The sequence below is a fragment of the Streptomyces sp. MAI_2237 genome (genome assembly GCF_054189285.1).
Genome location: NZ_JAJPGQ010000003.1, coordinates 874,488 through 898,418 on the forward strand (window position 1 = coordinate 874,488; position 23,931 = coordinate 898,418).

Consider the following 23,931-nt stretch of genomic DNA (forward strand, 5'->3'; position numbering starts at 1 on the left):
GGGAACTGGGGCTGGCTCCGGAGCAGCGTACAAGGGGACTCTTAGTGCTCCCCCGGGCGTCCGTTAGCGTAGTGCTTCCGCGGTGCCGAAGGAGATAAGGGTACGTTGAGCAATTCTGCCGACTCCCCCCAGGCCGGATCCAGTGCTGCCCCAGGCCGCCGTTTCCGGCCCGTGCGGGTACTCACGGTGGCGGTCTTCGCCCTCGCGGGACTCATTTTCTTCACCAGTTTCAATACGGCCAAGGGCACCAATATCCGGACGGACACGTCCTTGCTGAAGCTTTCGGACCTCATCCAGGAGCGCAGCCGGAAGAACAAGGGACTGGACGACTCCAACGCCTCACTGCGCCGTGACGTCGAGTCGCTCGCCGAACGCGACGACGGCAGCAGCAAGGCGCAGGACGAGAAGCTGTCGGCCCTGGAGAAGAGCGCGGGCACGCAGAAGGTCAGGGGCACGGCGATCACCGTCACGCTCAACGACGCCCCGCCGAACGCCACCGCCAAGCTCCCCGGCTATCCCGAGCCGCAGCCGGACTACCTGGTCATCCACCAGCAGGACCTGCAGGGCCGTGGTGAACGCCCTGTGGCAGGGCGGCGCCAAGGGGATCAAGGTCATGGACCAGCGGCTGATCTCCACCAGCGCCGTGCGCTGCGTGGGCAACACGCTGATCCTCCAGGGCCGGGTCTACTCACCGCCGTACAAGATCACCGCGATCGGGGACCCGGGCCGGCTGAACAAGGCGCTCTCCGACTCCGCCGCGATCCAGAACTACATGGTCTACGTGAACGTCTACGGACTCGGCTGGAAAGTGACGCAGGACGGGACGGTGACTCTTCCCGGCTACTCGGGCACAGTGGATCTGCACTACGCCCAGCCCGTGGAGTGAACTGAGCAGTTCGGGAGCTGCCGGTGCGCGTTGTCGTCAGGACCCTCAGCGAGCTGTGCATCACCGTCGGGACGCTGATCTGCCTCTTCGTCGTCTACGTGCTGTTCTGGACCGGCGTCCGCGCGGACGGCGCGATGAACCACCAGATCGACGTGCTGCACGACCAGTGGTCGAAGCAGACCGCACGGCCCAAGTCGACCGCCCGGGCCACCGGCGCGAGCTCCGCCGCCCCCGCCCCGCCCGCCCCGTACGTCGCGGGCAAACCCTTCGCGATCATGTACATCCCGCGGCTCGGTTTCACGTGGAACAAACCGGTGCTGGAGAACACCGCGGTGAGCACCTTGAAGAAGGGCCTCGGGCACTACGCGCACACCGCGCGGCTCGGCCAGGTGGGCAACTTCGCGGTCGCCGGCCACCGGCGCACGTACGGAGATCCGTTCGTGGACTTCCCCCGGCTGCGGCCCGGCGACGCCGTCGTCCTGACCGACGGGACGACCTGGTTCACGTATCGGATCGACAAAGGCCCCTACAAAACCGTTCCCACGGATGTTGAGGTGATCGACCCTGTCCCACGTAAGTCGGGGTATACGCGTGCGGGCCGGTACCTGACGCTCACCACCTGCGATCCCGAGTGGGGGCACAGTCACCGGCTCATCGTGTGGGCGCACCTGGACAGCACACAGCCTGTGGAGGAAGGCGAACCGGCGGCGCTGCGCCGTTAGTCTGGTGCGGATACGGCGTGAGTCAGGAGCCGTGGCGGAACGGAAGGGACGGCATGTACGGCTGGATCTGGCGGCATCTGCCGGGGAACGTGTGGGTGAGGGCGCTGATCGCGCTCGCACTCGTCCTGCTGGTGGTCTATGTCCTCTTCCAGTACGTCTTCCCCTGGGCCGAACCGCTGCTCCCCTTCAACGATGTGACGGTGGACAATCAGTGAGCGCTCGCATCCTCGTCGTCGACAACTACGACAGCTTCGTCTTCAACCTGGTCCAGTACCTGTACCAGCTGGGCGCCGAGTGCGAGGTGCTGCGCAACGACGAGGTGTCCACCGCGCACGCCCAGGACGGCTTCGACGGCGTGCTGCTCTCGCCGGGTCCGGGCACGCCCGAGGAGGCCGGCGTCTGCATCGAGATGACCCGCCACTGCGCCGCCACCGGGGTGCCGGTCTTCGGCGTGTGCCTGGGCATGCAGTCCATGCAGGTGGCGTACGGCGGTGTCGTGGACCGCGCGCCGGAGCTGCTGCACGGCAAGACCTCGCTGGTGGAGCACGAGGGCAAGGGCGTCTTCGCCGGGCTGCCCAGCCCCTTCACCGCGACCCGCTACCACTCGCTGGCGGCGATGCCCCTGACCGTGCCGGCCGAGCTGGAGGTCACGGCCCGCACGCGGGACGGCATCGTCATGGGCCTGCGCCACCGTGAACTCCCGGTCGAGGGCGTGCAGTTCCACCCCGAGTCCGTGCTCACCGAGCACGGGCACCGGATGCTGGCCAACTGGCTGGTCGAGTGCGGCGACGAGGGCGCGGTGGCGAGGTCGGCGGGGCTCGCCCCGGTGGTGGGCAGGGCCACGGCGTGACCGCACTGCGCCCCGAGCGCGAGACCGACGCCTCGTACGGGCAGGAGCCCTACGAGGCGTCCGGTGCGTTCGAGGAGTGGTACGGGGATCGGGCGGGGCGGCAGGGCCGACACGCGGCGCCGGCCGAGGAGCCGTACGCGGCGCCGGGGACGCGGGAGCCGTACGAACCCTACGAGCCGTATCTGCCGCCGATCGACGAGGAGACGGTGGCGCTGCGGATCCCCGATCCGCCGCCGAGCGCGTCCATGGCGCCCTCTGGGGCCTCAACGGCAACACCAGTATCCGGAACCACTCCGGGCGGACGAGCGGCCCGCAGGAAGGCCGCCAAGCGCCGCGGTGGGCGTCATGGAGGCGCACATGCGCCATCGGGGACGACGGAGAGCGCCGAATCATCCGATTCCCCCGATTCATCCGGTTCCGGCGCGCCTCTTTCCCGCGTCGAGGCCCGTCGGCAGGCGCGCGCCCGCAAGCCGAGCCCGGGCGTCATCGCCAGCCGGGCCGTCGGGGAGCTGTTCATCACCACCGGCGTGCTGATGCTGCTGTTCGTGTCCTACCAGCTGTGGTGGACGAACGTGCGGGCGCACGCACAGGCGGACAAGGAGACGAGCAGCCTGCAGAAGGACTGGGCGAGCGGGAAGCGCGAGCCGGGGGTCTTCCAGCCCGGCCAGGGCTTCGCGATCCTCCACATCCCCGAGCTCGACGTGGTCGTGCCCGTCGCCCAGGGCGTCAGCAACAAGAAGGTCCTGGACAAGGGCATGGTCGGCCACTACAGCGAGGGCAGGCTGAAGACGGCGATGCCCTCGGACAAGACCGGCAACTTCGCGCTCGCCGGCCACCGCAACACGCACGGCGAGCCGTTCCGCTACATCAACAAGCTCAAGGCGGGCGACGAGATCGTCGTGGAGACGCAGGACGACTACTACGTCTACAAGATGACGTCCATGCTGCCGGTGACGTCCCCAAGCAACACGAGCGTGATCAGCCCCGTGCCGCCGCAGTCCGGATTCACCAAGCCGGGCCGTTACATCACCCTGACCACCTGTACGCCGGAGTACACGAGCAAGTACCGGTTGATCGTCTGGGGCAAGATGGTCGAGGAACGGCCGCGCAGCAAGGGCAAGCCGGATGCGCTCGTCGAGTAGGGGCAGATGAACGTGGCAGCGACCACCGACGGCACACACGAGAACACCGACGCGCCCGCGGCGCCCCCGGAACGGCGCCGGCGCGGCACGGGCCGTATCGCCATGGCGGTGAGTGTCTTCGGGGAACTCCTCATCACCGCGGGCCTGATCCTCGGGCTCTTCGTCGTCTACTCGCTGTGGTGGACGAACGTCATCGCCGACCGGGCGGCCGACAAGCAGGCGGACAAGGTGCGCGACACCTGGGCGCACGAGCCCAGCGGTCCCGGCGCGCTGGACACCAAGAACGGCGTCGGCTTCCTGCACGTGCCCGCCATGAGAAACGGCCAGGTCCTGGTCGAGAAGGGCACCTCGACGGACGTCCTCAACGAGGGCGTGGCCGGCTACTACACGGACCCGATCAAGGCGACGCTCCCGATGACGGGCAAGAAGGGCAACTTCACCCTCGCCGCCCACCGGGACGGCCACGGCGCCAAGTTCCACAACATCGACAAGCTGCGCAAGGGCGACCCGATCGTCTTCGAGACGCGGGACAAGTGGTACGTCTACAAGGTCTACGACATCCTCGACGAGACCTCGAAGTACAACGTCAAGGTCCTCACCCAGGTCCCCAAGGAGTCCGGCCGCAACAAGGCCGGCCACTACATCACCCTGACGACCTGCACCCCGGTGTACACCTCGCGCTACCGGTACGTGGTGTGGGGCGAGCTGGTCCGGGTGGAGAAGGTGGACAGCAAGCGGACACCACCGAAGGAACTGCGGTAGGCGGCGACGGTACGCAGCGAAGAAGCCCCGGTCCTCCATCGGAGGACCGGGGCTTCTTCCGTGTCGGCGGGCGACCGCCTCGGCGTCAGCCGAAGATGCCGCCGTTGTTGTTGCCGCCGTTGTTTCCGCCGCCGCCGCCCACGGTCACGAGGGTGATCGTCGTGTTCCCGGGGTTGTCGACCCCGGTGTTGGCCTGCGGGTCCTGCTGGATGACGAACGCGTCGTCGCTCTGGTCACTGCCGTTGGCGAACTGGATGTTGTTGAATCCCGCCTGCTGCAGCGCCTTCTTGGCGTCCTTGACGCGCATGCCGACGACACCCGGGACCGCCGTCTGCTGCTGCTTCTGACCGATGCTGATCTGCACCGTGGTGTTCTTCTTGACCGGGGTGCCGGTCGACGGGTTGGTCGAGATCGCCTTGTTGACCTGGTTGTCGTCGGTGGTCGGCGTGTTGACGCAGTTGCCGTTCAGACCTACGTCGGACAGGGCGGCCTTGGCGTCGTCGCAGCTCTTGCCGGTGACGTCGGGGACGGAGACGGTCGAGGGGGCCTTGGCCACGGTGAGGGTGATCGTGGATCCCTTCTCCACCTCCTTGCCGCCGATCGGGTTCTGCTCGAGGACCTGGTTCGCCGGCTGCGAGGACTCCCGCGTCTTCACCTCGACCTGGAAGTTGTAGTCGCCGCCCTCGAGCTTCTGCTTGGCGTCGCTGAGACTGAGCCCGACCACGCCCGGAACCTGGACCTTCGGCGCCCCCGTCGACACCACCAGGTTGACCGAAGTCCCCTTCTTCACGTCGGAGTTCTTCGCGGGGTCCTGGGAGCAGACGGTGCCCTTGGCCTGGGCCTCGCACGGCTTCCTGCTGACCGAGCCCACCTTGAGGTCGCTGTTGGTCAGCTGCTTCTCGGCGTCTGTCAGCTTCAGGCTCACCAGGTTGGGCACCTGGACCGTGCCGTTGCCGACGCCCCCGCCGCCGAACGCCCACTTGCCGATCAGGATCGCGCCGACCAGCACCAGGACGCCCGCCACGACCAGCAGGATCGTGGAGGTGTTGGACTTCTTCTGGCGGCGGCGGTCGACGCGGTCGTCGTAGCCGTAGCCCTGGTCGTCCGGGCCGCCCATGGGCGGCAGCATCGTCGTGGCGCCTGCGCCCGCGTCGGCGCGCAGGGCCGTCGTCGGCTGGTCGTCCGGGTAGCCGCCGTAGCCGACCGAGCCCATGGCCGCGGTGGCCGCGACCGGCTGGCCGTCGAGGCAGGCCTCGATATCGAGGCGCATCTCGTCGGCCGACTGGTAGCGGTAGTTCGGATCCTTGACCAGCGCCTTCAGGACGATGGCGTCCATCTCCGGCGTGATCTCGGGGTCGAAGACGGACGGCGGCTGCGCCTCCTCGCGGACGTGCTGGTACGCCACCGCCACCGGGGAGTCGCCGACGAACGGCGGGCGGACCGTCAGCAGCTCGTACAGCAGACAACCCGTCGAATACAGGTCGGACCGCGCGTCCACCTGCTCGCCCTTGGCCTGTTCCGGCGACAGGTACTGCGCGGTGCCGATGACCGCCGCGGTCTGCGTCATCGTCATGCCGGAGTCACCCATGGCACGGGCGATGCCGAAGTCCATGACCTTGACCTGGCCGTTGCGCGTGAGCATCACGTTGGCCGGCTTGATGTCGCGGTGGACGATGCCGTTTCTGTGGGCGTACTCCAGACCCTGGAGGATGCCGATGGTCATCTCCATCGCGCGCTCGGGCAGGAGCTTGCGACCGGAGTGCAGGAGTTCGCGCAGCGTGGAGCCGTCGACGTACTCCATCACGATGTACGGGATCGAGACCCCGTCGATGTAGTCCTCGCCCGTGTCGTAGACCGCGACGATCGCGGGATGGTTGAGCGAGGCGGCCGACTGGGCCTCCCGGCGGAACCGGGCCTGGAAGGACGGGTCGCGCGCGAGGTCTGCGCGCAGCGTCTTCACCGCCACGGTGCGGCCGAGCCGGGTGTCATGCGCGAGGTAGACCTCCGCCATGCCACCACGGCCGAGCACCTGGCCCAGCTCGTACCGGCCGCCGAGGCGACGCGGCTCTTCCATGCTTCCTACCAGCCCTCTCCGTCGGTCCCGACCGACACGGGTGTGCGGTCGGAGGCTGCCGTCCGGGCCTACCGTACCCGGCTAGCTTTGTGTGACCTGGCCAAGTGCGTCACCCGATACAGGACCGGTATCGCAACGTGCACCGATGTGAAGGCGACGTGAGCGGGGTCACTTCTTGGAGCCGATGACCGCCTCCATCACACTCTTCGCGATCGGGGCGGCCAGTCCGCCGCCGGAGATGTCGTCACGGTTGGCCTTGTCGTCCTCGATGACCACGGCCACGGCGACGGGCTTCGAGCCGTCGGCGAGCTTGGCGTAGGAGATGAACCAGGCGTACGGGTTCTCGCTGTTCTCCACACCGTGCTGGGCGGTACCGGTCTTGCCGCCGACGGTGACGCCGTTGATCTGCGCGTTGGTGCCGGTGCCCTGCTTGACGACCGTCTCCATCATCGACTGCAGGGTCTGCGCGTTCTTCGCCGACAGGGGCTGGCTCATCTCCTGCGGCTCGGTCTGCGAGATCGTGTCGAGGTTGGAGGACTGCAGCTTGTCGACCATGTACGGCTTCATCAGCTTGCCGTCGTTGGCGACCGCGGAGGCGACCATCGCCATCTGCAGCGGGGTCGCGGCGGTGTTGAACTGGCCGATCGAGGACAGCGCGGTCTGCGAGGAGTTCATGTTGTCGGAGAAGACCGACGCGCTGGAGCGGACCGGCGTGAACTGCTCGGAGTCGAAGCCGAACTTCTTCGCCTCATCGAGCATCTTCTCGTTGCCGAGGTCGGCACCGATCTTGCCGAAGACGGTGTTGCAGGAGTAGCGCAGCGCGACCCGCAGCGTCGCGTCCTTGCAGGGGATGTTCCCCTCGTTCTTCAGCTCGGTCGTGGTGCCCTTCATGATGTAGGGCAGCGGCGAGTCGGTCTTCTCGTCGGCGGAGTTGTACAGCCCGTTCTCCAGCGCGGCCGCGGCCGTGACCACCTTGAAGGTGGAGCCCGGCGGGTAGGTCTCGCGCAGCGCCCGGTTGAGCATCGGGTCGGACGCGTTGTTCTTCTTCTGCAGCGCCGTCCAGGCCTTGGAGTCCGTGGACGTCGAGTTGCCCGCGAAGGTCGAGGGGTCGTACGACGGGTACGAGGCCAGCGCCAGGATCTTGCCGGTGGCCGGGTCGATCGCGGCGACCGCGCCCTTGCCGCCCTGGGACTTCAGACCGTTGTAGGCAGCCTTCTGCGCGGCGGCGTTGAGGGTGGTGACGACGTTGCCGCCCTGCCGCTGCTTGCCCGTGATCATGTTGAAGGTGTTGCGGAAGAACAGCCGGTCGTCGTTGCCGGTGAGGATGCCGTCCTCGATGGACTCGAGCTGGTTGGCACCGAAGGCCTGGGAGGCGTACCCGGTGACCGGCGCCCACATGGGGCCGTTCTTGTAGGTGCGCTTGTACTTCAGGTCGTTCAGGCCGCTCTTGCTCGTCTCGGTGGAGCCGGTGATCGGGTCTCCGTCGACGATGATGTCGCCGCGCGGCGTGGAGTAGCGGGCGATGGTGACGCGGCGGTTCTTCGGGTCGTCCTTGAGGCTGTCCGCCTTGACGTACTGGAGCCAGTTGTCCCGGATCAGCAGGGCGAGGACCAGAAGACCGCAGAAGATCGCGATCCGGCGCAGGGGCTTGTTCATGACGGGCGGACCACCTGGGTCATCTCGGCGTCGGGGTTGATGGCGGGGGTGGGCGCCGGGCGGCGTGCGGTGTCGCTGATCTTGATGAGGATGCCGATGAGGGCCCAGTTCGCGATGACGGACGAACCACCGTAGGCGAGGAACGGCATGGTCATACCCGTCAGCGGAATCAGGCCCATGACGCCACCCGCGACGACGAAGACCTGCAGGGCGAAGGCGCCCGAGAGACCGATGGCGAGCAGCTTGCCGAAGGGGTCGCGGGCTGCGAGGGCCGTGCGCACGCCGCGCTCCACGATCAGGCCGTAGATGAGCAGGATCGCCATGATGCCCGCCAGGCCGAGCTCCTCGCCGAAGGTGGCGAGGATGAAGTCGGAGTTGGCGGCGAACCGGATGAGGTCGGAGTGACCCTGCCCCCAGCCCGAGCCGAGGGTACCGCCGGAGCCGAAGGCCCACAGCGCCTGCATGGCCTGCTCGGAGTGGAGGATGCCGTCGTGGCTGCCGGCCTGGCTGAGCTTGTACTCGCGCATCGGGTCGAGCCAGGCCTGGACACGGGTCTGGATGTGCGGTTCGAAGCTCGCCACACCGACGGCGCCGACCGCGGACATCAGCAGACCGAAGACGATCCAGCTGGTCCGCTCGGTGGCGACGTACAGCATGATGACGAACATTCCGAAGAACAGCAGCGACGTACCGAGGTCGGTCTCGAACACCAGGATGAGGATCGAGATCATCCAGACGACGATGATCGGTCCGAGGTCGCGGCCGCGCGGCAGATACAGGCCCATGAAGCGGCGGCTGGCGAGGGCGAGCGCGTCACGCTTGACCATGAGGTAGCCCGCGAAGAAGATCGCCAGCACGATCTTGGCGAACTCACCGGGCTGGATGGTGAAGCTGCCGATGTGGATCCAGATCTTCGCGCCGTAGACGTTGGCGCCGAGGCCCGGGACCAGCGGGAGCAGCAGCAGGACGAGCGCGCCCGCCATGGAGATGTACGTGTACCGCTGCAGGGTGCGGTGGTCCTTGAGGAAGATCAGCACGACGACGAACAACGTGATGCCGAGCGCGGTGTAGATCAACTGGTTGGTCGCCTTGCCGCCGGCGACCCCGATGGACTGCAGCAGCTTGGACTGGTCGAGCCGCCAGATGGCGACGAGCCCGAGCCCGTTGAGCAGCGTGGCCAGGGGAAGCAGCAACGGGTCCGCGTACGGGGCGAACTTCCGTACGACGAGATGGGCGACCCCGGCGAGCAGACCGAGCCCCAAGCCGTAGCTGAGCAGGCCGGCCGGCACCGATTGGTCGATCGCCAGACCCACGTTGGCGTAAGCGAACACGGGGATGACGACGGCGAACACCAGCATCGCCAGCTCGGTGTTCCGTCTGCTCGGTGCGCCGATCGCGCCGATCGTGGACGTGTGGTGCGTCGGTGTGTTGGTAGTACTGCTCATCGTGTGACAGGGCCTCTCACGGCTTGCCTACTGCTTACCGCACATCGAGACGACCTTCTGCTCTTCCTCCGAGAGGCTGGGGCCGGGGCTGGGAGTGGCGGTGGTCGCGGACGGGTTCGGGCTCGGGGACTTCGGCTTCGACGATGCCGTCGACGACGGCGTCGGTGACGACGTGGCCTTGGACGTGAGGGAGGTGCTGCTGGTTCCCGTGGTGCCGCCCGCCTGGCCTTCTCCGGTCTTGGAGTTCTTCTGGCTCTCCGCCGCCTCCTGCTCGGCCTGCTTCTTGCACGCGGAGGCCTGGACGGCGAGCTCGTCGACCTTCTTCCGGGCGTCCGTCAGGCCGCCCTCGGCGATCGTGTTCTTGACCTGCTTCTGCTGGTACGGCGGCAGGTACTTGAGTTCGATCTCGGGGTGGTCCTTCTCCACCTTCGACAGCGAGACCCAGGCCAGGTCCTGGCTGATGCCCCGGTACAGCGCGACGTGCTCGCCGTTGGTGCCGACGTAGTACTGGGTCTGCGTCCAGCGGTAGCCGCCGTACAGACCGCCGCCGATGACGGCGAGCGCGAGCACGCTGTAGAAGGATCTCTTCAGCCACTTGCGGCCCCTGCGGGGCTTGACGAAGTCGTCGTCGGTGTAGTCGCCGAAGCTGCCCGCCGGGATGTAGCCGGTGGTGTCGCCGGAGCCGGGCGGGCCGAACTCGCCGCCCCCGCCGCCCTGTCCGGGCACCTGGCGGCCGAGGCCGGAGGCGCGGCCCGCGGGCGTCTGCATGATCCCGGGGTCGTGGTGGAGGTGGTTCTGGTTCTCGGCGACGGCGCCGACCACGACCGGGGTGTCGGAGAGCTGCCCGGCGAGTGTGTCACCGGTGTCCAGGTCGAGGACGTCGGCGATGATGACCGTGATGTTGTCCGGACCGCCGCCGCGCAGCGCGAGCTGGATGAGCTCCTGGACGGTCTCCTGGGGGCCCTGGTAGCTGGCCAGGGTGTCCTCGAGGGTCTGGTGCGAGACGACGCCGGAGAGGCCGTCGGAGCAGATCAGGTAGCGGTCGCCGGCCCGGACCTCACGGATCGACAGGTCCGGCTCGACGTGCTCGCCGCTGCCCAACGCCCGCATCAGCAGGGAGCGTTGGGGGTGCGTGGTGGCTTCTTCCTCGGTGATGCGGCCCTCGTCGACCAGCCGCTGCACCCAGGTGTGGTCCTGCGTGATCTGGGTGAGGACGCCGTCGCGCAGCAGGTACGCGCGCGAGTCGCCGACGTGGACCAGGCCGAGGCGCTGGCCGGTCCACAGCAGGGCGGTGAGCGTGGTGCCCATGCCCTCCAGCTGGGGGTCCTCCTCGACCATCGAGCGCAGTTGGTCGTTGGCGCGCTGCACGGCCGCGCCGAGGGAGGTGAGGATGTCGGAGCCGGGCACGTCGTCGTCGAGGGCGACGATGGTGGAGATGGCCTCGGAGGAGGCGACCTCGCCGGCGGCGGCACCGCCCATGCCGTCGGCGATCGCGAGCAGACGCGGGCCGGCGTATCCGGAGTCCTCGTTGCCCTCCCGGATCATGCCTTTGTGCGATCCGGCGGCGAAGCGCAGTGACAGACTCATGCGCACCTCGCCCGTCGGCTCCGGGTACATCCGCACGGTGCCCACCCTCCGGTCGGGAGCGCGCCGGGGCCCGTCGTGGGGGCCGCCGCTGCGTGCTCGCTCCGCTCGCTCATTGTCGTACTACTTCCGCAGCTCGATGACTGTCTTGCCGATGCGGATCGGCGCGCCCAGCGGAATCGGCGTGGGGGTCGTCAGCCGGCTCCTGTCGAGGTACGTGCCGTTGGTGGAGCCCAGGTCCTCGACGATCCAGTTGCCGTCGCGGTCCGGGTAGATCCTGGCATGGCGGCTGGAGGCGTAGTCGTCGTCCAGCACGATCGTGCTGTCGTGCGCCCGGCCCAGGGTGATGGTCTGGCCCTGCAGCGCGACGGTGGTGCCGGTGAGGGTGCCCTCGCTCACGACGAGCTTGGTGGGGGCGTTGCGGCGCTGTCGGCCGCCGCCGCCCTGCTGGCGCTGCGGCGGCGGTGCCGCCTGCTGCTGCTGTCGGGCGGCCTGCTGGGGCCGGTTGGCCTCCCGTCGCGAGCCGCGCTGAGTGACGCGCGTTCCGAACAGGTCGCTGCGGATGACCTGCACGGCCACGATCACGAACAGCCACAGTACGGCCAGGAAACCCAGCCGCATGACCGTGAGGGTCAGCTCTGACATTGCCCCCGCTTCACCCTTCGGCTTGCCGGTAAATGATGGTGGTGCTGCCCACGACGATCCGCGAGCCGTCGCGGAGCGTAGCGCGGGTGGTGTGCTGCCCGTCCACCACGATGCCGTTGGTGGACCCGAGATCCTGGATCGTCGAGGGCGTTCCGGTCCGGATCTCACAGTGCCGGCGCGAGACGCCGGGGTCGTCGATCCGCACGTCGGCTTCGGTGCTGCGGCCCAGCACCAGCGTCGGGCGGGAGATCTGATGGCGGGCGCCGTTGATCTCGATCCAGTAGCGGGTGCGTCCGCCGGCCGCCGGGGCCGCCGCGGGACGCTGCAGGTAGGGCGCGCTGCCGCCGCGGCCACCGGGGGGCGGCGCGGCCGGCATGGGCGGGGCCCCCGCCGGGGCGGCGGCCGGCGGGTAGCCGTAACCGCCGGGACGGCCCGCGGCCGGAGCGGGCGGGGCCGCCGGGGCCGGGGATCCGGGAGCCTGCTGGTTGGTGGAGGAGGCGAGCGTACGGCTGCGCACCCGGTACAGGCCGGTGTCGAGGTCGTCCGCCTTCTCGAGGTGGACCTTGATGGGGCCCATGAAGGTGTAGCGCTGCTGCTTGGCGTAGTCGCGCACCATGCCGGCGAGCTCGTCGCCGAGCTGGCCGGAGTAGGGGCTGAGCCGCTCGAAGTCCGGCGTGCTCAGCTCCACGATGAAGTCGTTGGGGACGACGGTCCGCTCGCGGTTCCAGATCGTCGCGTTGTTGTCGCACTCGCGCTGCAGCGCGCCCGCGATCTCCACGGGCTGGACCTCGGACTTGAACACCTTGGCGAAGGTGCCGTTGACCAGACCTTCGAGACGCTGCTCGAACTTCTTCAGGACTCCCATGGGGCACCTCCTCCGTAGTCTCTGTCGTCCTGCTTCCCGCCTTGCGGGTACCGCACTGCCTGGTACTGCTTACTGATCGTATCCACGCGCCGGGTAATCGGCTGGTTCCCCCTGTCGGACCCGTCGACGGGTGTCGACGCCGCTCGAAGTTCCCTCCGGAGGTTCCCTCCGAAGCGCCCCTTCGAACTCGTCCCTCGAACTCCTTCTGCCCAGGATCGTAGAGGCGGCCGCAGACAAGTGTCCCGCACCTGACTGTGGACCCGGCCCGGCTCCTGTGGAGACGGGCCGTACCGGTACGAGGTTGATACGAGAACCGGCACTCCTTGATACGGAGCGGGGCGCTCCGATGATCGACCGGGGCGGGGCCGGATCGGGAGAGCTCCCTGGTCGGCGGCTGCCCCGGGGTAAGGGATGTGAACCCACCCCCGCCAGCGTGCTAATGTTCTGCGTGTCGGAAGGCGCCGGACCGAGAGGGCCGCGAGCCGGAGGACACACCCAATGCGCGGGTGGCGGAATAGGCAGACGCGCTGGATTCAGGTTCCAGTGCCCGCAAGGGCGTGGGGGTTCAACTCCCCCCTCGCGCACCAGGGAGCACCGACGAAACGGGCTGATCGTGAAAGCGATCAGCCCGCTTCTGTATGTCCAGGCAGGTGGGATGCGGTGTGACGCTTCTTACACATATGACTGCCCGGCGGCTGGTGGGCCGCCGGGCAGTCGTGTTGTGGGCTGTGGATCTTCAGCTGGGTTCGGGGTGTGGGTTACCTCACTGATCCGGTTCCGTCTCGGTATTGTTGTCCGTTTTGGTGAGACAGCCCTTCGGGGTCCAATCACCGAGGGGCTTGGTCTTGAAGAGGGGGTCCTTGCCGAAGCCGTTGACGCCTTCGACGGAGTTGCGAAGGCGGAAGCAGATGCGCCGCCAGTCTTCGCGTCCGTGCTGCAGGGGCTGCCAGAGCTGGGCGCCGGCTTCGGGCGGGAAGGTCACGCTGCGGTTCTTGCACACGCTGCGCGGCTCGACCGGACCGGGCGGGACGTCGGCGAGGGTGATGTGGACGCCCTTGCCCATGGTGGGGTCCGAGAGGGCACTGGACGCGGCCGGCTTGGGCGGGACACATCATGCGGCGGTGGCCTTCGGCATCGGCAGCCTGCTTGGGCAGGAACAGGTACTGGGTGCTGACGGGTGCGCTCGATCCTGGTGACGCTCCTTCGCGACGAGGGCCTCTTCCTCCGTGCCCCGTCACCCTCCATCGCGACGTCGGGAGTCGTGCGGTGCCTGGTGTCGCCGGTGCCGCGGTCGCGCTGGTACCAGGGCTGCGGGAAGTCGCTCGCGCCTCCTCCGCCGCCGAAGGCGAAGACGCCGGGGACGGGTCCCCAGGGCCCCTTGCCGTTGTCGGCGCGGATGGGCACCTCGTCGCCCATGCTGGTCTCCCAGGCGTAGTCGCCGTGTCGGTCCAGGGCGAGGGTGGTGCCGCCGACCGAGGTGACCCACGGGGAGCCGCTGGGGAAGTCGGCCTGGGCACGGGTGGTCTTCGGGTCGCAGTTGACGCCGGTCTGAGCTGCCTGGGGCGAGGAGTCGCCGCAGTCACCCGCCGCGAAGTAGACCCCGATGCCTTCGGCGGCGGCCCTGTTGGAACAGCAGGTTCCACGCGGCGACCAGGGCAGGGGTGAGGTGCCCCGGATCGGAGTGGATGATCTCGGCCCAGGAGTTCGAGATGACGTCCGCCCGGCGGCCGTCGATGACGTACGACTCGGCGTTCATCAGGTCGTTGTCGAGGCAGGAGTTCGCGCCGACGTAGAGGACGTTCGCGTCCGGGGCGAGTCCGTGCGCGAGGTCGATGTCGAGAGCCTGTTCGCCGGCCCAGGTGCGCGGAGGCGCGCACGCGTCGCCGATCTGCCACTGGGAGGGGGTGACCTGCTGGCGGTACTGGCCCGGCCGGAAAGGAGGGCCGCCGGTGGCGCGGGCGTAGCGGGCCGTGTCGGCGGCCATGTCCGGCGATCCGTAGGCGTCGACGACGGCGATGGTGGCGCCGCGGCCGGTGGCGCTGCCCCTGCCGCCCGCGCCGTAGGCGTGGCGCAGCTGGGCGGGGGTGTAGGGGCAGGGCGCGAAGGTGGAGGTCCTGCCGTACGCCTTGGGCAGGTTCGTGGCGGGCTTCTGCCCGAAGTGGCCGGAGCAGACGGCACCGTCGGCGGGTACGTCGAGGGCGGGCGCCGGGGTGGACAGCGGACGGGCCGCGCCGGGGAGGGACAGGCCGGTGACACCAAGTACGGCGGAGCCGAGGGGGGCGGGCACGCTGAGGTCGGCTGAGGGGGCGTCGATGGTGTCGCGTCCGGTGCGGTAGCGACGCAGGCTCGTGCCGAAGGCCTGCCGGACGGCGCGGGCGGGGCCCCTGATCCCCAGATAGTGGGGGGTGCGGCCGGTGACGGTGAACCCGGATCTGGCCAGCCACGCCGTGACGGTCTGGATCTGACGGTCGGCCGGCCCGAAGCGGCGCTGGTACTGCGCGGGGGTGAGGAAGTGCCGGTAGTGCGGGCTGCGGGGGTCGGTGACATCGCGCAGGAACGCCGCCAGGCCTTGCGGGTCACGGGAGTTGAGGTAGAGCCGGGCGCTGACGCGCCGGTCGTCGGGCACTGGTCCCGCGTAGGCGGGCCGGGATCCCATGAGCGGATGCCGGTCGGCGGCGTGGGCGGTGGGCAGGAACCCGGCGGTGCACAGCAGGGCGGCACAGGAAGCCGCGACCACCGAGCCGCGCAGACCGCGCAGCGGGCGTATGGGGGCATGGAAGGGCACGGGTGAAGACCTTCTGGTGAGGGGGTGCCGAGGACGCGCAGGACGTGACGAGGCGGCCCGGGCCCGGGCATGTCGTCCGTGCGGGCCCGAGGGCTGCCTGTCGTGATGACGGGCGTGGTGTGGTCTACGAGCGGACGGTCCGGCCCCGGCACAGCGGGCCCGGGACCCCCTCGAACTCCAGGTCGAGGCCGACGCCGTCGCGTTCGGCGTGGATGTGCAGGTGCGGCTCGGAGCTGTTGCCCGAGTTGCCGACCTCGCCGAGCACCTGCCCGGCGCGCACGGTGTCGCCCTCGGCCACGCTCACGGTGCCGGGGCGCAGGTGGGCGAGCTTGACGATCTCTGCGCCCGTGTCGATCCACACGTGGTTGCCGTACAGGGGTTGGTAGCGGACGGCGCCGGGTTCTTGGTCCTCAATGTGATCGGCGGCGGAGACGACCGTACCGTCGCAGGGTGCGTGTACGGGCTGCCCGTAGATGAGGTAGCGCTCGTTCTTGCCGTGGGTGCCCTGGGTGCGGGCGCGGTGACGCCCGCGCGTCCCGCCCGGGCCGGCCTGGACCACGTCCAGGGCGCCGCGTTGCTCGGGGACGGCGAAGTGATGGTTGAGGCTGCGTCCGCCTCCTTGCCCCACGTACCAACTGCCGCCCTGCAAGGGGAAGACGAGGGTCTGGGAGACGGCCGTCCCCCAGCGGTGACGCCGTGCCCGCATCAGGAGTACGCCGAGGACGGCGACCAGTGCGGCCCCCACGACCAGTTCGGGGGCACCGCCCGACGTGGGCAGCCCGGGCAGTCGCCAGGCGGAGGCGAGGGCGACGAGCGCCCCGGCCTCCAGCGGTCGGCGTATCCACCACGGGAACAGGGCCGGGGCACGCCAGCCCTCCACGACCAGGTATCCGGCCGCGACGATCAGCAGGCGGCCGCACCAGGCGATCCGGGAGGGGGCCTCCCAGCAGGCGTCGATGCGCACGACGAACAGCAGCACCAGCACGGTCCAGGCCAGAGCCGGGCGCACCCAGTTGGTGCGCAGGCGTGCCGGACGGTGTGCGCCGGGGGCGATCAGGAGCCCGTCCAGCTCAAGGCCGTCCCTGGTGGCGGCGAAGGCCAGGGCCCGCCCCTCGGTGCCTTCGATCACCAGTCCGTCGCGGCTGTCGCGCACGCCGGTGACCTCGCCGACCTGTCCGAGCGTGGTGTCCACGATCTCGTTGAGCCGCTCTCGGCCCACGGCGGCGACCACGCGCGGTGCCAGGCGTTCCCGGTCGGCGGGCTCGGCGGTGAGGAACCGGTACAGGGCGTCCGGCGCGGCGTTCGCCGCTTCGTCGGTCGTGTCACGCATCGGCCGAACCGTCCTGTCCCGCCGTCATGGCCACCGGGGTCATGCCGCGCGCGGGCAGCCGTGACCAACTCCAGCCCATTACACGTTCCTTGACGGACCGGAAGCGCCGCGCGAGTGACCGGTAGTCCTCGTCGCGCAGGCAGGTGCAGTCCGCGCCGATCATCAGTAGCCCGAAGCACACCAGGCCCATGCAGGCGATGATGCCCAGGTGCATGCCCTCCAGGGCCACCGTGTTGGCCTTCCGGATCCACGGGCGAGCGGACAGGATCGCGAAGGGCAGCGCCAGCTCGATGAAGATCGTGAAGTAGCAGAGGACGGTACCCACGAAGGCGTTGTTCATCAGGTGCGCGTACGTGGCCGACATCCCGAAGCCGGTGATCCGGCTGATGTAGTACATCGCCACGCCGTCCTGCCACACCTTCCCGGTGATCTTCCAGTAGCCGGCGGCGAAGTACAGCACCGCGGTCTGGAAGACGATCAGGAAGGCGGCCAGGTTGTGCAGCACGGTGGAGAACGCCGGCTGCTCCCGCTCCCTCAGCCGCGCGCGCCGCCGCTTGGCGCCGGGCGCGAAGTAGGCGTCGGAGACGGTGAAGACCATGAACAGGATGAGGATCTGGGCGAGGTTGTCGCCGCCTTCGAGCACGTACTGGTTGCGGTTGTGCAGCGACCACTTCATCACGGCCTGGGCCAGTGCGAGCCATCGCCCGCCGAAGATCATGAAGGCCAGGGCGACCACGATCACGGCGTAGAAGACGATCTCGAACCAGAGCGTCGAGTGGCTCCACAGAAAGAGCGAGAAGCCCCAGTGCGGCAGCGCGTCCTTCGCCGTGGAGAGTGAGTTGTGGGAGCCCGGCCCCCACAGGAAGCGGCGCCTGGAGTAGTCGGACAGGCAGTACAGGACCGTGGCGAAGCCGATGACGACGCGGAGCGCCGCGATGCCGATGAGCCGGTGCCTGCGGGTCGCGAGGCGCAGCAGCGCCGTGTCCAGCCTTGCCGTACCGGTTCGCCATGCCCTGGCTGGCAGAGCGGATACGCGGGTCACTGGGCCACCCCCGGTACGTAGGTCATCCACGACGTCGCCAGCAGCCCCTGCTCGTCCTCCTTCGGCTTGGGCACCGCGTACCGGGCCGAGAACGGGACGATGGGACGGTTCTTGAAGGTCGCCTGGACGGCGACGATCTGGGCGTTCGAGTAGAGCGCCTTCGCCTGGACGGAGAAGAATCGCCGCATTTCCTCGAAGTCCGATGCGAACTGGTGGTCGAGGCGTGCTCGGGCGTCCTTGCGGTCGGCCGCGGGCAGTTTGCTGAACTTGGTCGCGATGCTCGCGTAGTGGTTGGCCGCGGCGTCGAACGCGAGCAGGACGCCGGGAAGCTTCGTGGGGTTCACGGGGAAGTCCTGCGGCGCTCTGTCGATGGCCTGCTCGATCTCGACGGGGCTCGACTCCACGATCCTGCCCGAGGGAAGCCTCATCCGGGCACGCAGGCAGATGAGGTCGTCGTTGCTGCCGGGCGTGGGCCCGAAGAGCTGCCAGTCCTGCCAGAAGTACGGCTCCATCACGGCCGTGGCGGGGCCCTTGACGCGGTCTTTCAACGGGGAGGCGGGGGCGTTGTACACCAGGCAGCACAGGCAGTACACCGCCACGGCCGCGAGGGCTGCCAGCGCACTGATCCGTACGGCCGGCGGGAGGGGTGCACCCGCCGCCGGGGGTGCGCCCTCCGATGCGCGCGAGCGCGCGGGAACTCTCATCGCTGTCCACATCCAGGTGGGTCGACGTCCAGGTCGGGTCGATTCGGGAACGGTGGTGGATCCGCGCGAGACTGCGTGCCGGGGCGGGGCGCCCCGCCCCGGCACCGGGGGTCGATCGGCATCGGTGGGCACACGACACCACATGTCACTTCGCACCGCTGGTCCTGCGGTGGCTCACGTCACCGGCACCGACGGTCGGTCGATGCCGTATGCCACGCGGCTCCGCCTGCCGGGCGGTGCCGTGGCTCTTCCCCCTTGCGCCGGATGTCCCGGCGCCACAGGTCACGCGGCGCCGGTGGTCGGCCGACGCCAGAGACGGGGCTGCTCACCCCGGCAGAGACGACCCTGCTGCGTACCGCGGCGCGGCAGGCGCGCATGCACGGGTCGGTGCTGTTGATCGCCGCCATTGCCGCTTACCTGCACAAGATGACAGGGGAGCGGCACGTGGTCCTCACCCTGCCGGTGGCGGTCCGGCCGGACGCCGAACTCCGCACGGTGCCGGTCATGCTCTCCAGCGCCCTGCCGCTGCACCCGGAAGTGCGCCCGGAGGAGTCGGTACTCGACCTGATACGCAAGGTCTCCAGGGAGTTCCGCCTGCTGCTCCGGCACCAGCGCCACCGGGGGGAATCCCTCTCCCGTTCCTTCGGGCTCCATCCCCAGGAGAGCTTCCTGACGGCCCAGGTCAACATCATGTCCTTCGACTACGACCTGGAGTTCGCCGGGCACCGGGCCCACGCGCACAACCTCACCCAGGGGCTGGTCGACGACCTCTCCGTCACGGCATGCGACCGCTCCGACGGCCGCGGACTGCGGATCGACCTGGTCGGAAGTCCCGAGCCGTACCGGCCCGAAGAGCTGGCTGCCCACAGAGGAGCGCGCCGAACTGCTCGCCGAGTCCCGTGCCAACCGCGTCAAGTACCACGAGACCACGCTGCCCGAACTGTTCGCCGCCCAGGTGGCACGCACCCCCACGGCAATGGCCGTGCTGGACTGCGACGGAGTGCCGTGACCTACCGGGACCTCGACCTCGCGTCGAACCGCCTCGCCCGGCTGCTGATCGCCGAAGTCGCCGGCCCGGACCGAATCGTGGCCCTGGCGGCGTCCCGGTCGGCCGACATGGTCGTCGCCCTGCTGGGGTCCGGCCGCCTGGGTTTTCCACAGACGAGAGTTGTCCACAGGCTCTGCCGCGTCTCGGCCACCGGCTGTACGGTCTCCACGAGTTGATGTTCGTGGGTGCGCGTGCGCGGATGTGCGGGGGAGGCGGTCGGTGTGACTGAAGGTGTTGCGGGGAGGGGCGTGCGCCGGTTGCCCCGGGTGCGCGGCTTCGCCGAGTGGCCCGTGGAGGGGTCGCCCAAGCAGGAGGGCAAGGCGTTGCGCGGGCCGGTCCCGCGTGCCGCGCACGCCGCGCTCGACCTGGACGCCGCACGGCCCGACGCCGTCGCGGCGATCGAGGAGTCCCACCGTGGCCGGATCCCCGAGCTCACCCCGATAAGGGCGGGCCGGATGGCCGCCACGCCCTTCGCCTTCCTGCGCGGTTCGGCGGGCCTGATGGCCTACGACCTCGCGCGTACACCCATGACGAGGATTCGCGCGCAGATCTGCGGAGACGCGCATGCCGCGAACTTCGGTCTGTACGGGGACGCGCGCGGCGGCCTGGTCATCGATCTGAACGACTTCGACGAGACGGTCAGCGGCCCCTGGGAGTGGGACCTCAAGCGGCTCGCCGCCTCCCTGGTGCTCGCGGGCCGGGAGGCCGGCGCGGACGAGGAGTGCTGCCGCAAGGCCGCGTACGACGCGACCGGCGCCTACCGCCGCACCATGCGGCTGCTGGCCAAGCTGCCGGTGCTGGACGCGTGGAACGCCATCGCGGACGAGGAGCTCGTCTCCCACACCGACGCCCACGACCTGCTCGGCACCCTGGAGCGGGTCTCGGAGAAGGCGCGGGCCAACACCAGCGGGCGGTTCGCGGCGAAGGCGACGGAGGAGACCGAGGAGGGCGGGCGCCGCTTCGTGGACGCGGCGCCGGTGCTGCGGCGGGTGGACGACGAGGAGGCGGCCGCGGTCGCGGCGGCCCTCGAACAGTACGTGGGGACGCTCTCCGAGGACCGGCTGCCGCTGCTGGCCCGGCACGCGGTGCACGACGTGGCCTTCCGGATCGTGGGCACCGGCAGCGTGGGCACCCGCTCCTACGTCGTCCTGCTCCTGGACCACCGGGGCGAGCCGCTGGTGCTGCAGGTGAAGGAGGCGCGGCCGTCGGCCCTGGTCCCGCACTTGGTGACCGCCGGCTTCGAGGCGCCGGCCGTCGAGCACGAGGGCCGCCGGGTGGTGCTCGGCCAGAAGCGGATGCAGGTCGTCAGCGACATCCTGCTGGGCTGGACGTCGGTGGACGGCCGGCCCTTCCAGGTACGGCAGTTCCGCAACCGCAAGGGCAGCGTCGACCCCGCGGCCCTGGCCGCCGACCAGATCGACGACTACGGCCGCATGACCGGCGCCCTGCTGGCCCGCGCCCACTCCCACAGCGCCGACCCGCGGCTGATCGCCGGCTACTGCGGCAAGAACGACGAGCTGGACGAGGCGATCGCCGACTTCGCCGTCGCGTACGCCGACCGCACCGAGGCGGACCACGCGGATCTGGTGGCGGCGGTGCGGTCGGGGCGGGTCGCGGCGGAGACGGGCGTCTGAGGACGCGGACTGGGTGAGCGAGCGAGGACGCGGACTGGGTGGGCGTGCGAGGACGCGGACGAGACGGGCGTGCGAGGACGTCGACGAGGTGGGCGTGGGTGCGCGGACGGCTGGGGTGCGGGGGCGTGCGCCGAGGGCTGTGCGGGCCTGAGGCACCGCGCGGGGCGGGCCCGGCACCGCCGTGGCCTAGGCTGGTCGGGTGACGAGCCCGGAAGCTGAGCAGGGTGGGGTCGCCGGCGAGGAGCAGGCGACGCCCGAGGAGGGTGCGCCGCGCCCCGAGGAGCGCCTGGAGCGGGCCGTGCGCGCCGCCGAGCAGGCGCTGATCGAGTACGAGATCGCGGTGGAGACCTTCCGGGTCGAGGTCGAGAACTTCTCCCGGCTGCACCACCAGAAGCTCGGCCCGATGTACGCCCGCCTGGACGAGCTGGACGCCCTGATCGCCGAGGCGCGGGCCGAGCGGTCCGGTGACCCGGAGGACCGGCGCCGGGCGGACGAGGCCCGGGCCCGGGTCATGCCCATGCCGGGGGTGGAGGAGCTGTTCCACGGCTGGATGGACGGGGAGGGGCTGTTCCCGGAGGCCGCCGCGATGCTCACCGACCAGCCGGTGCGGCCCCCGCAGCGGGTCCGCCCGAGCGACGAGGCCCGCAAGCTCTACCGCGAACTGGCCCGCAAGGCCCACCCCGACCTGGCCCCGGACGACACCGAGCGGCAGCGGCGCGAGGAGTTCATCACCCGGGTCAACGCCGCCTACGCCCGCGGTGACGAGACGCTGCTGCGGGAGCTGGCCGAGGAGTGGGCCAAGGGCCCGGCGCCGGCCGAGCGCGGCCCGAGCCGCAGCGAGGAGCTCTACGCCCGGCTCGAATGGCTGGCCCAGCGCAAGGAGCTGCTCTCGCTGGTCGCCAAGGATCTGGAGGAGGGCGCGATCGGCTCGATGCTCCGGCTGGCCCCCGACGACCCCGACCGCCTCCTCGAGGAGATCGCCGAGCAGCTGCTCGCGGACGTGGCCCAGCGGGAGCGGGAACTGGCCGAGCTGCTGGGCGGCTGACCGGGCCGGTTCCCGCCGGCCGGGCGCTTTCGTGGCCGGTGGCGTCGGGTAGCGTCGGGGCATGAGTTTCGGAGCTGGTGTGCCCACCGTCGAGGTCGGGGACCTGAAGGACGGCGACTTCCTGCTGGACGTCCGCGAGGACGACGAGTGGAAGGCGGGGCACGCCGAGGGCGCCCTGCACATCCCCATCAGCGAGTTCGTGGCCCGGTACGGCGAGCTGACCGAGGCCGCGCCGCAGGACGGGCGCGTCAACGTGATCTGCCGCTCCGGCGGCCGCTCGGCCCAGGTCACCATGTACCTGGTCCAGCAGGGCATCGACGCGGTGAACGTCGACGGCGGAATGCAGGTGTGGGCGGCCGCCGGCCGGCCCGTCGTGACGGACGAGGGCCAGCCGGGGTTCGTGCTGTAGAGGGCCGGCGGGCGGTCAGCCCAGCGGGTGGGCCGCCAGCAGGTCGCCGAGGGCCTCCTCGTGCGCGGCCGCCGGGCCGAGCGACAGCTCCAGGTGCTTGGCCCAGGCGTGGTACCGGTGCAGCGGGTACTCCACGTCCGCCCCGAAGCCGCCGTGCAGATGCTGTGCCGTCTGCACGACCCGGCGCACCCCTTCCGACGCCCAGATCTTGGCGACGGCCACGTCCCCGCAGGCGGGCAGCGCACCGGGTGCGCCGGAGGCGATCCGCCAGGCCGCCTGCCAGAGCGTGGCCTCCATGGCCCGCAGGTCGATGTAGCGGTCGGCGGCCTGCACGGCCACCGCCTGGAAGGTGGCGATCGGGTGCCCGAACTGCTCCCGCTTGCCCGCGTAGTCGCCGGTCATCTCGAGGACCCGCTCGCCCAGCCCGAGCGCGAGGGCGCATGTCCCGGTGGTCAGCAGGTCGCGCAGCCAGTCCCAGGCGCCGTCGGCGTCCATGACGTCGCGGGCCTCGACGCGCACGGAGTCCAGGCGCAGTTCGCCGAGCCGCTCGCCGGACGTGGAGACCTGCTCGGCGAGTGAGACCCCCTCGTGGACGGGCGACACCACGGCCAGCAGCGTCCGGTCCGCGGCCGTCCGGGCGGGCAGCAGCACGAAGTCGGCGTTGTGCGCCCAGGGCACGGCGGTCTGCACACCGTCCAGCAGCCACCCGTCGCCGTCCTGCCGTGCGCTCACGGCGAGTTCGGCCGGATCGTGGCCGGTACGGCCGTGCGCGGCGACGGTCAGCACCAGCTCCCCGCGGGCCGCCCCCGGCAGCAGCGCTGACCGCAACTCCTCGCCGCCGTGGGCCTGTACCGCGGCGGCGGCCGCGCTGCTCTCCAGCAGCGGCACCCGGGCGAGGTGCTTCGCCGACTCCCGCAGCACCAGGCACAGCGCGATCGCGTCCAGACCCGCCCCGCCGTACCGCGCGTCGAGGAGCAGGCTCAGCAGGTCCGCCTCGGCGAGCTTCGCCCACAGCGCGCGGTCGAAGTCGTCGGCGACGGCGCCCGTGACGAGCGAGGGGGAGGGCACCGCGTCCGGGGCGACCCCGGCGAACACCCCGCGTGCCGCCTCGGCCGCCGCCTGCTGCTCCTCGGTGAAGGTGAAGTCCACGGTCCTGTCCCTCCGGAGGGTCCGCTGATCTGACGGACCGTCAAGATAGAACAGGTTCTAGAAGAAGGGAACGGGCCCGTCGGCCACGAGCGGGCCGGAGGTGTCGAGGGGTACCGGCGTCCGCCGGCACCGGCGTCCAGGGGTGCAGGCGTTC

At 70.1% G+C, this 23,931-nt stretch carries 21 protein-coding genes, 1 tRNA gene and 1 pseudogene; 11 read left to right on the forward strand and 12 right to left on the reverse strand.

Features of this window, described 5'->3' with window-relative positions:
- The first annotated feature begins 105 nt into the window (after nucleotides 1-105).
- The 6 genes and pseudogenes from LN251_RS14295 (at nucleotide 106) to LN251_RS14320 (ending at nucleotide 4,362) form a co-directional block, all read left to right on the forward strand.
- Nucleotides 106-886, forward strand: a pseudogene (locus LN251_RS14295) (DUF881 domain-containing protein).
- Between the two features lie 23 nt (nucleotides 887-909).
- Nucleotides 910-1,608 carry a class E sortase gene (locus LN251_RS14300; protein WP_458244763.1) on the forward strand — a complete coding sequence of 233 codons (699 nt, stop codon included), beginning with the start codon at nucleotides 910-912 and terminating at the stop codon, nucleotides 1,606-1,608.
- 17 nt (nucleotides 1,609-1,625) lie between these two features.
- Nucleotides 1,626-1,823: a hypothetical protein gene (locus tag LN251_RS14305; RefSeq protein WP_203237892.1), complete on the forward strand. Its 198-nt coding sequence runs from the start codon at nucleotides 1,626-1,628 to the stop codon at nucleotides 1,821-1,823.
- Nucleotides 1,820-2,458, forward strand: a complete 639-nt coding sequence (locus LN251_RS14310; RefSeq protein ID WP_058924278.1) for an aminodeoxychorismate/anthranilate synthase component II — start codon at nucleotides 1,820-1,822, stop codon at nucleotides 2,456-2,458. The genes LN251_RS14305 and LN251_RS14310 overlap by 4 nt, the downstream gene beginning before the upstream one ends.
- Nucleotides 2,455-3,600, forward strand: a complete 1,146-nt coding sequence (locus LN251_RS14315; protein ID WP_458244764.1) for a class E sortase — start codon at nucleotides 2,455-2,457, stop codon at nucleotides 3,598-3,600. Before LN251_RS14310 ends, LN251_RS14315 begins: the two co-directional genes overlap by 4 nt.
- Nucleotides 3,601-3,612: 12 nt before the next feature.
- On the forward strand, nucleotides 3,613-4,362 hold the full coding sequence (locus LN251_RS14320; protein ID WP_458246723.1) for a class E sortase: 750 nt from the start codon (nucleotides 3,613-3,615) through the stop codon (nucleotides 4,360-4,362).
- 85 nt (nucleotides 4,363-4,447) lie between these two features.
- On the opposite strand, the gene pknB is transcribed toward LN251_RS14320, so the two are convergent.
- From pknB to LN251_RS14350, 6 genes are all read right to left on the reverse strand, one after another.
- On the reverse strand, nucleotides 4,448-6,436 hold the full coding sequence (pknB, locus tag LN251_RS14325; RefSeq protein WP_458244765.1) for a Stk1 family PASTA domain-containing Ser/Thr kinase: 1,989 nt from the start codon (nucleotides 6,434-6,436) through the stop codon (nucleotides 4,448-4,450).
- A 168-nt stretch (nucleotides 6,437-6,604) separates the two neighbouring features.
- Nucleotides 6,605-8,092 (reverse strand): peptidoglycan D,D-transpeptidase FtsI family protein, encoded by a 1,488-nt coding sequence (locus LN251_RS14330; RefSeq protein ID WP_458244766.1) that lies wholly within the window; start codon nucleotides 8,090-8,092, stop codon nucleotides 6,605-6,607.
- Nucleotides 8,089-9,537, reverse strand: coding sequence for an FtsW/RodA/SpoVE family cell cycle protein (locus LN251_RS14335; RefSeq protein WP_458244767.1), 1,449 nt, complete (start codon nucleotides 9,535-9,537; stop codon nucleotides 8,089-8,091). The genes LN251_RS14330 and LN251_RS14335 overlap by 4 nt, the downstream gene beginning before the upstream one ends.
- 27 nt (nucleotides 9,538-9,564) lie before the next feature.
- Entirely contained in the window at nucleotides 9,565-11,124 is a 1,560-nt protein-coding gene (locus LN251_RS14340) for a Stp1/IreP family PP2C-type Ser/Thr phosphatase (RefSeq protein ID WP_383670418.1), read from the reverse strand.
- Nucleotides 11,125-11,244: 120 nt separating this feature from the next.
- Nucleotides 11,245-11,766 carry an FHA domain-containing protein FhaB/FipA gene (locus LN251_RS14345; RefSeq protein WP_058924273.1) on the reverse strand — a complete coding sequence of 174 codons (522 nt, stop codon included), beginning with the start codon at nucleotides 11,764-11,766 and terminating at the stop codon, nucleotides 11,245-11,247.
- 10 nt (nucleotides 11,767-11,776) lie between these two features.
- Nucleotides 11,777-12,631: an FhaA domain-containing protein gene (locus LN251_RS14350; RefSeq protein ID WP_058924272.1), complete on the reverse strand. Its 855-nt coding sequence runs from the start codon at nucleotides 12,629-12,631 to the stop codon at nucleotides 11,777-11,779.
- A gap of 500 nt (nucleotides 12,632-13,131) precedes the next feature.
- On the opposite strand from LN251_RS14350, the gene LN251_RS14355 reads away from it, so the two are divergent.
- Nucleotides 13,132-13,218, forward strand: a tRNA-Leu gene (locus LN251_RS14355).
- 176 nt (nucleotides 13,219-13,394) lie between these two features.
- On the opposite strand, the gene LN251_RS14360 is transcribed toward LN251_RS14355, so the two are convergent.
- From LN251_RS14360 to LN251_RS14380, 5 genes are all read right to left on the reverse strand, one after another.
- Nucleotides 13,395-13,694 (reverse strand): hypothetical protein, encoded by a 300-nt coding sequence (locus LN251_RS14360; RefSeq protein WP_458244768.1) that lies wholly within the window; start codon nucleotides 13,692-13,694, stop codon nucleotides 13,395-13,397.
- A 516-nt stretch (nucleotides 13,695-14,210) separates the two neighbouring features.
- Nucleotides 14,211-15,416: a S53 family peptidase gene (locus tag LN251_RS14365; RefSeq protein ID WP_458244769.1), complete on the reverse strand. Its 1,206-nt coding sequence runs from the start codon at nucleotides 15,414-15,416 to the stop codon at nucleotides 14,211-14,213.
- A 124-nt stretch (nucleotides 15,417-15,540) separates the two neighbouring features.
- Nucleotides 15,541-16,746, reverse strand: coding sequence for a peptidoglycan DD-metalloendopeptidase family protein (locus tag LN251_RS14370; RefSeq protein ID WP_458244770.1), 1,206 nt, complete (start codon nucleotides 16,744-16,746; stop codon nucleotides 15,541-15,543).
- On the reverse strand, nucleotides 16,739-17,788 hold the full coding sequence (locus LN251_RS14375; RefSeq protein ID WP_458244771.1) for a hypothetical protein: 1,050 nt from the start codon (nucleotides 17,786-17,788) through the stop codon (nucleotides 16,739-16,741). Before LN251_RS14375 ends, LN251_RS14370 begins: the two co-directional genes overlap by 8 nt.
- The gene (locus LN251_RS14380) at nucleotides 17,785-18,492 is read right to left on the reverse strand and encodes a DUF5819 family protein (RefSeq protein WP_458244772.1); all 708 of its coding nucleotides are present in this window, start codon (nucleotides 18,490-18,492) and stop codon (nucleotides 17,785-17,787) included. The genes LN251_RS14375 and LN251_RS14380 overlap by 4 nt, the downstream gene beginning before the upstream one ends.
- Before the next feature lie 264 nt (nucleotides 18,493-18,756).
- On the opposite strand from LN251_RS14380, the gene LN251_RS14385 reads away from it, so the two are divergent.
- The 4 genes from LN251_RS14385 (at nucleotide 18,757) to LN251_RS14400 (ending at nucleotide 22,628) form a co-directional block, all read left to right on the forward strand.
- Complete coding sequence (locus tag LN251_RS14385) at nucleotides 18,757-19,716, forward strand: condensation domain-containing protein (RefSeq protein WP_458244773.1); 960 nt, start codon at nucleotides 18,757-18,759, stop codon at nucleotides 19,714-19,716.
- 45 nt (nucleotides 19,717-19,761) lie between these two features.
- The gene (locus LN251_RS14390; protein WP_458244774.1) at nucleotides 19,762-21,174 is read left to right on the forward strand and encodes a DUF2252 domain-containing protein; all 1,413 of its coding nucleotides are present in this window, start codon (nucleotides 19,762-19,764) and stop codon (nucleotides 21,172-21,174) included.
- 199 nt (nucleotides 21,175-21,373) lie between these two features.
- Nucleotides 21,374-22,219 (forward strand): hypothetical protein, encoded by an 846-nt coding sequence (locus LN251_RS14395; RefSeq protein WP_458244775.1) that lies wholly within the window; start codon nucleotides 21,374-21,376, stop codon nucleotides 22,217-22,219.
- A gap of 79 nt (nucleotides 22,220-22,298) precedes the next feature.
- Complete coding sequence (locus LN251_RS14400; protein ID WP_058924269.1) at nucleotides 22,299-22,628, forward strand: rhodanese-like domain-containing protein; 330 nt, start codon at nucleotides 22,299-22,301, stop codon at nucleotides 22,626-22,628.
- 15 nt (nucleotides 22,629-22,643) lie between these two features.
- Here LN251_RS14400 and LN251_RS14405 read toward each other — a convergent pair whose 3' ends face one another.
- Nucleotides 22,644-23,777 carry an acyl-CoA dehydrogenase family protein gene (locus LN251_RS14405; RefSeq protein WP_458244776.1) on the reverse strand — a complete coding sequence of 378 codons (1,134 nt, stop codon included), beginning with the start codon at nucleotides 23,775-23,777 and terminating at the stop codon, nucleotides 22,644-22,646.
- Between the last annotated feature and the right edge of the window lie 154 nt (nucleotides 23,778-23,931).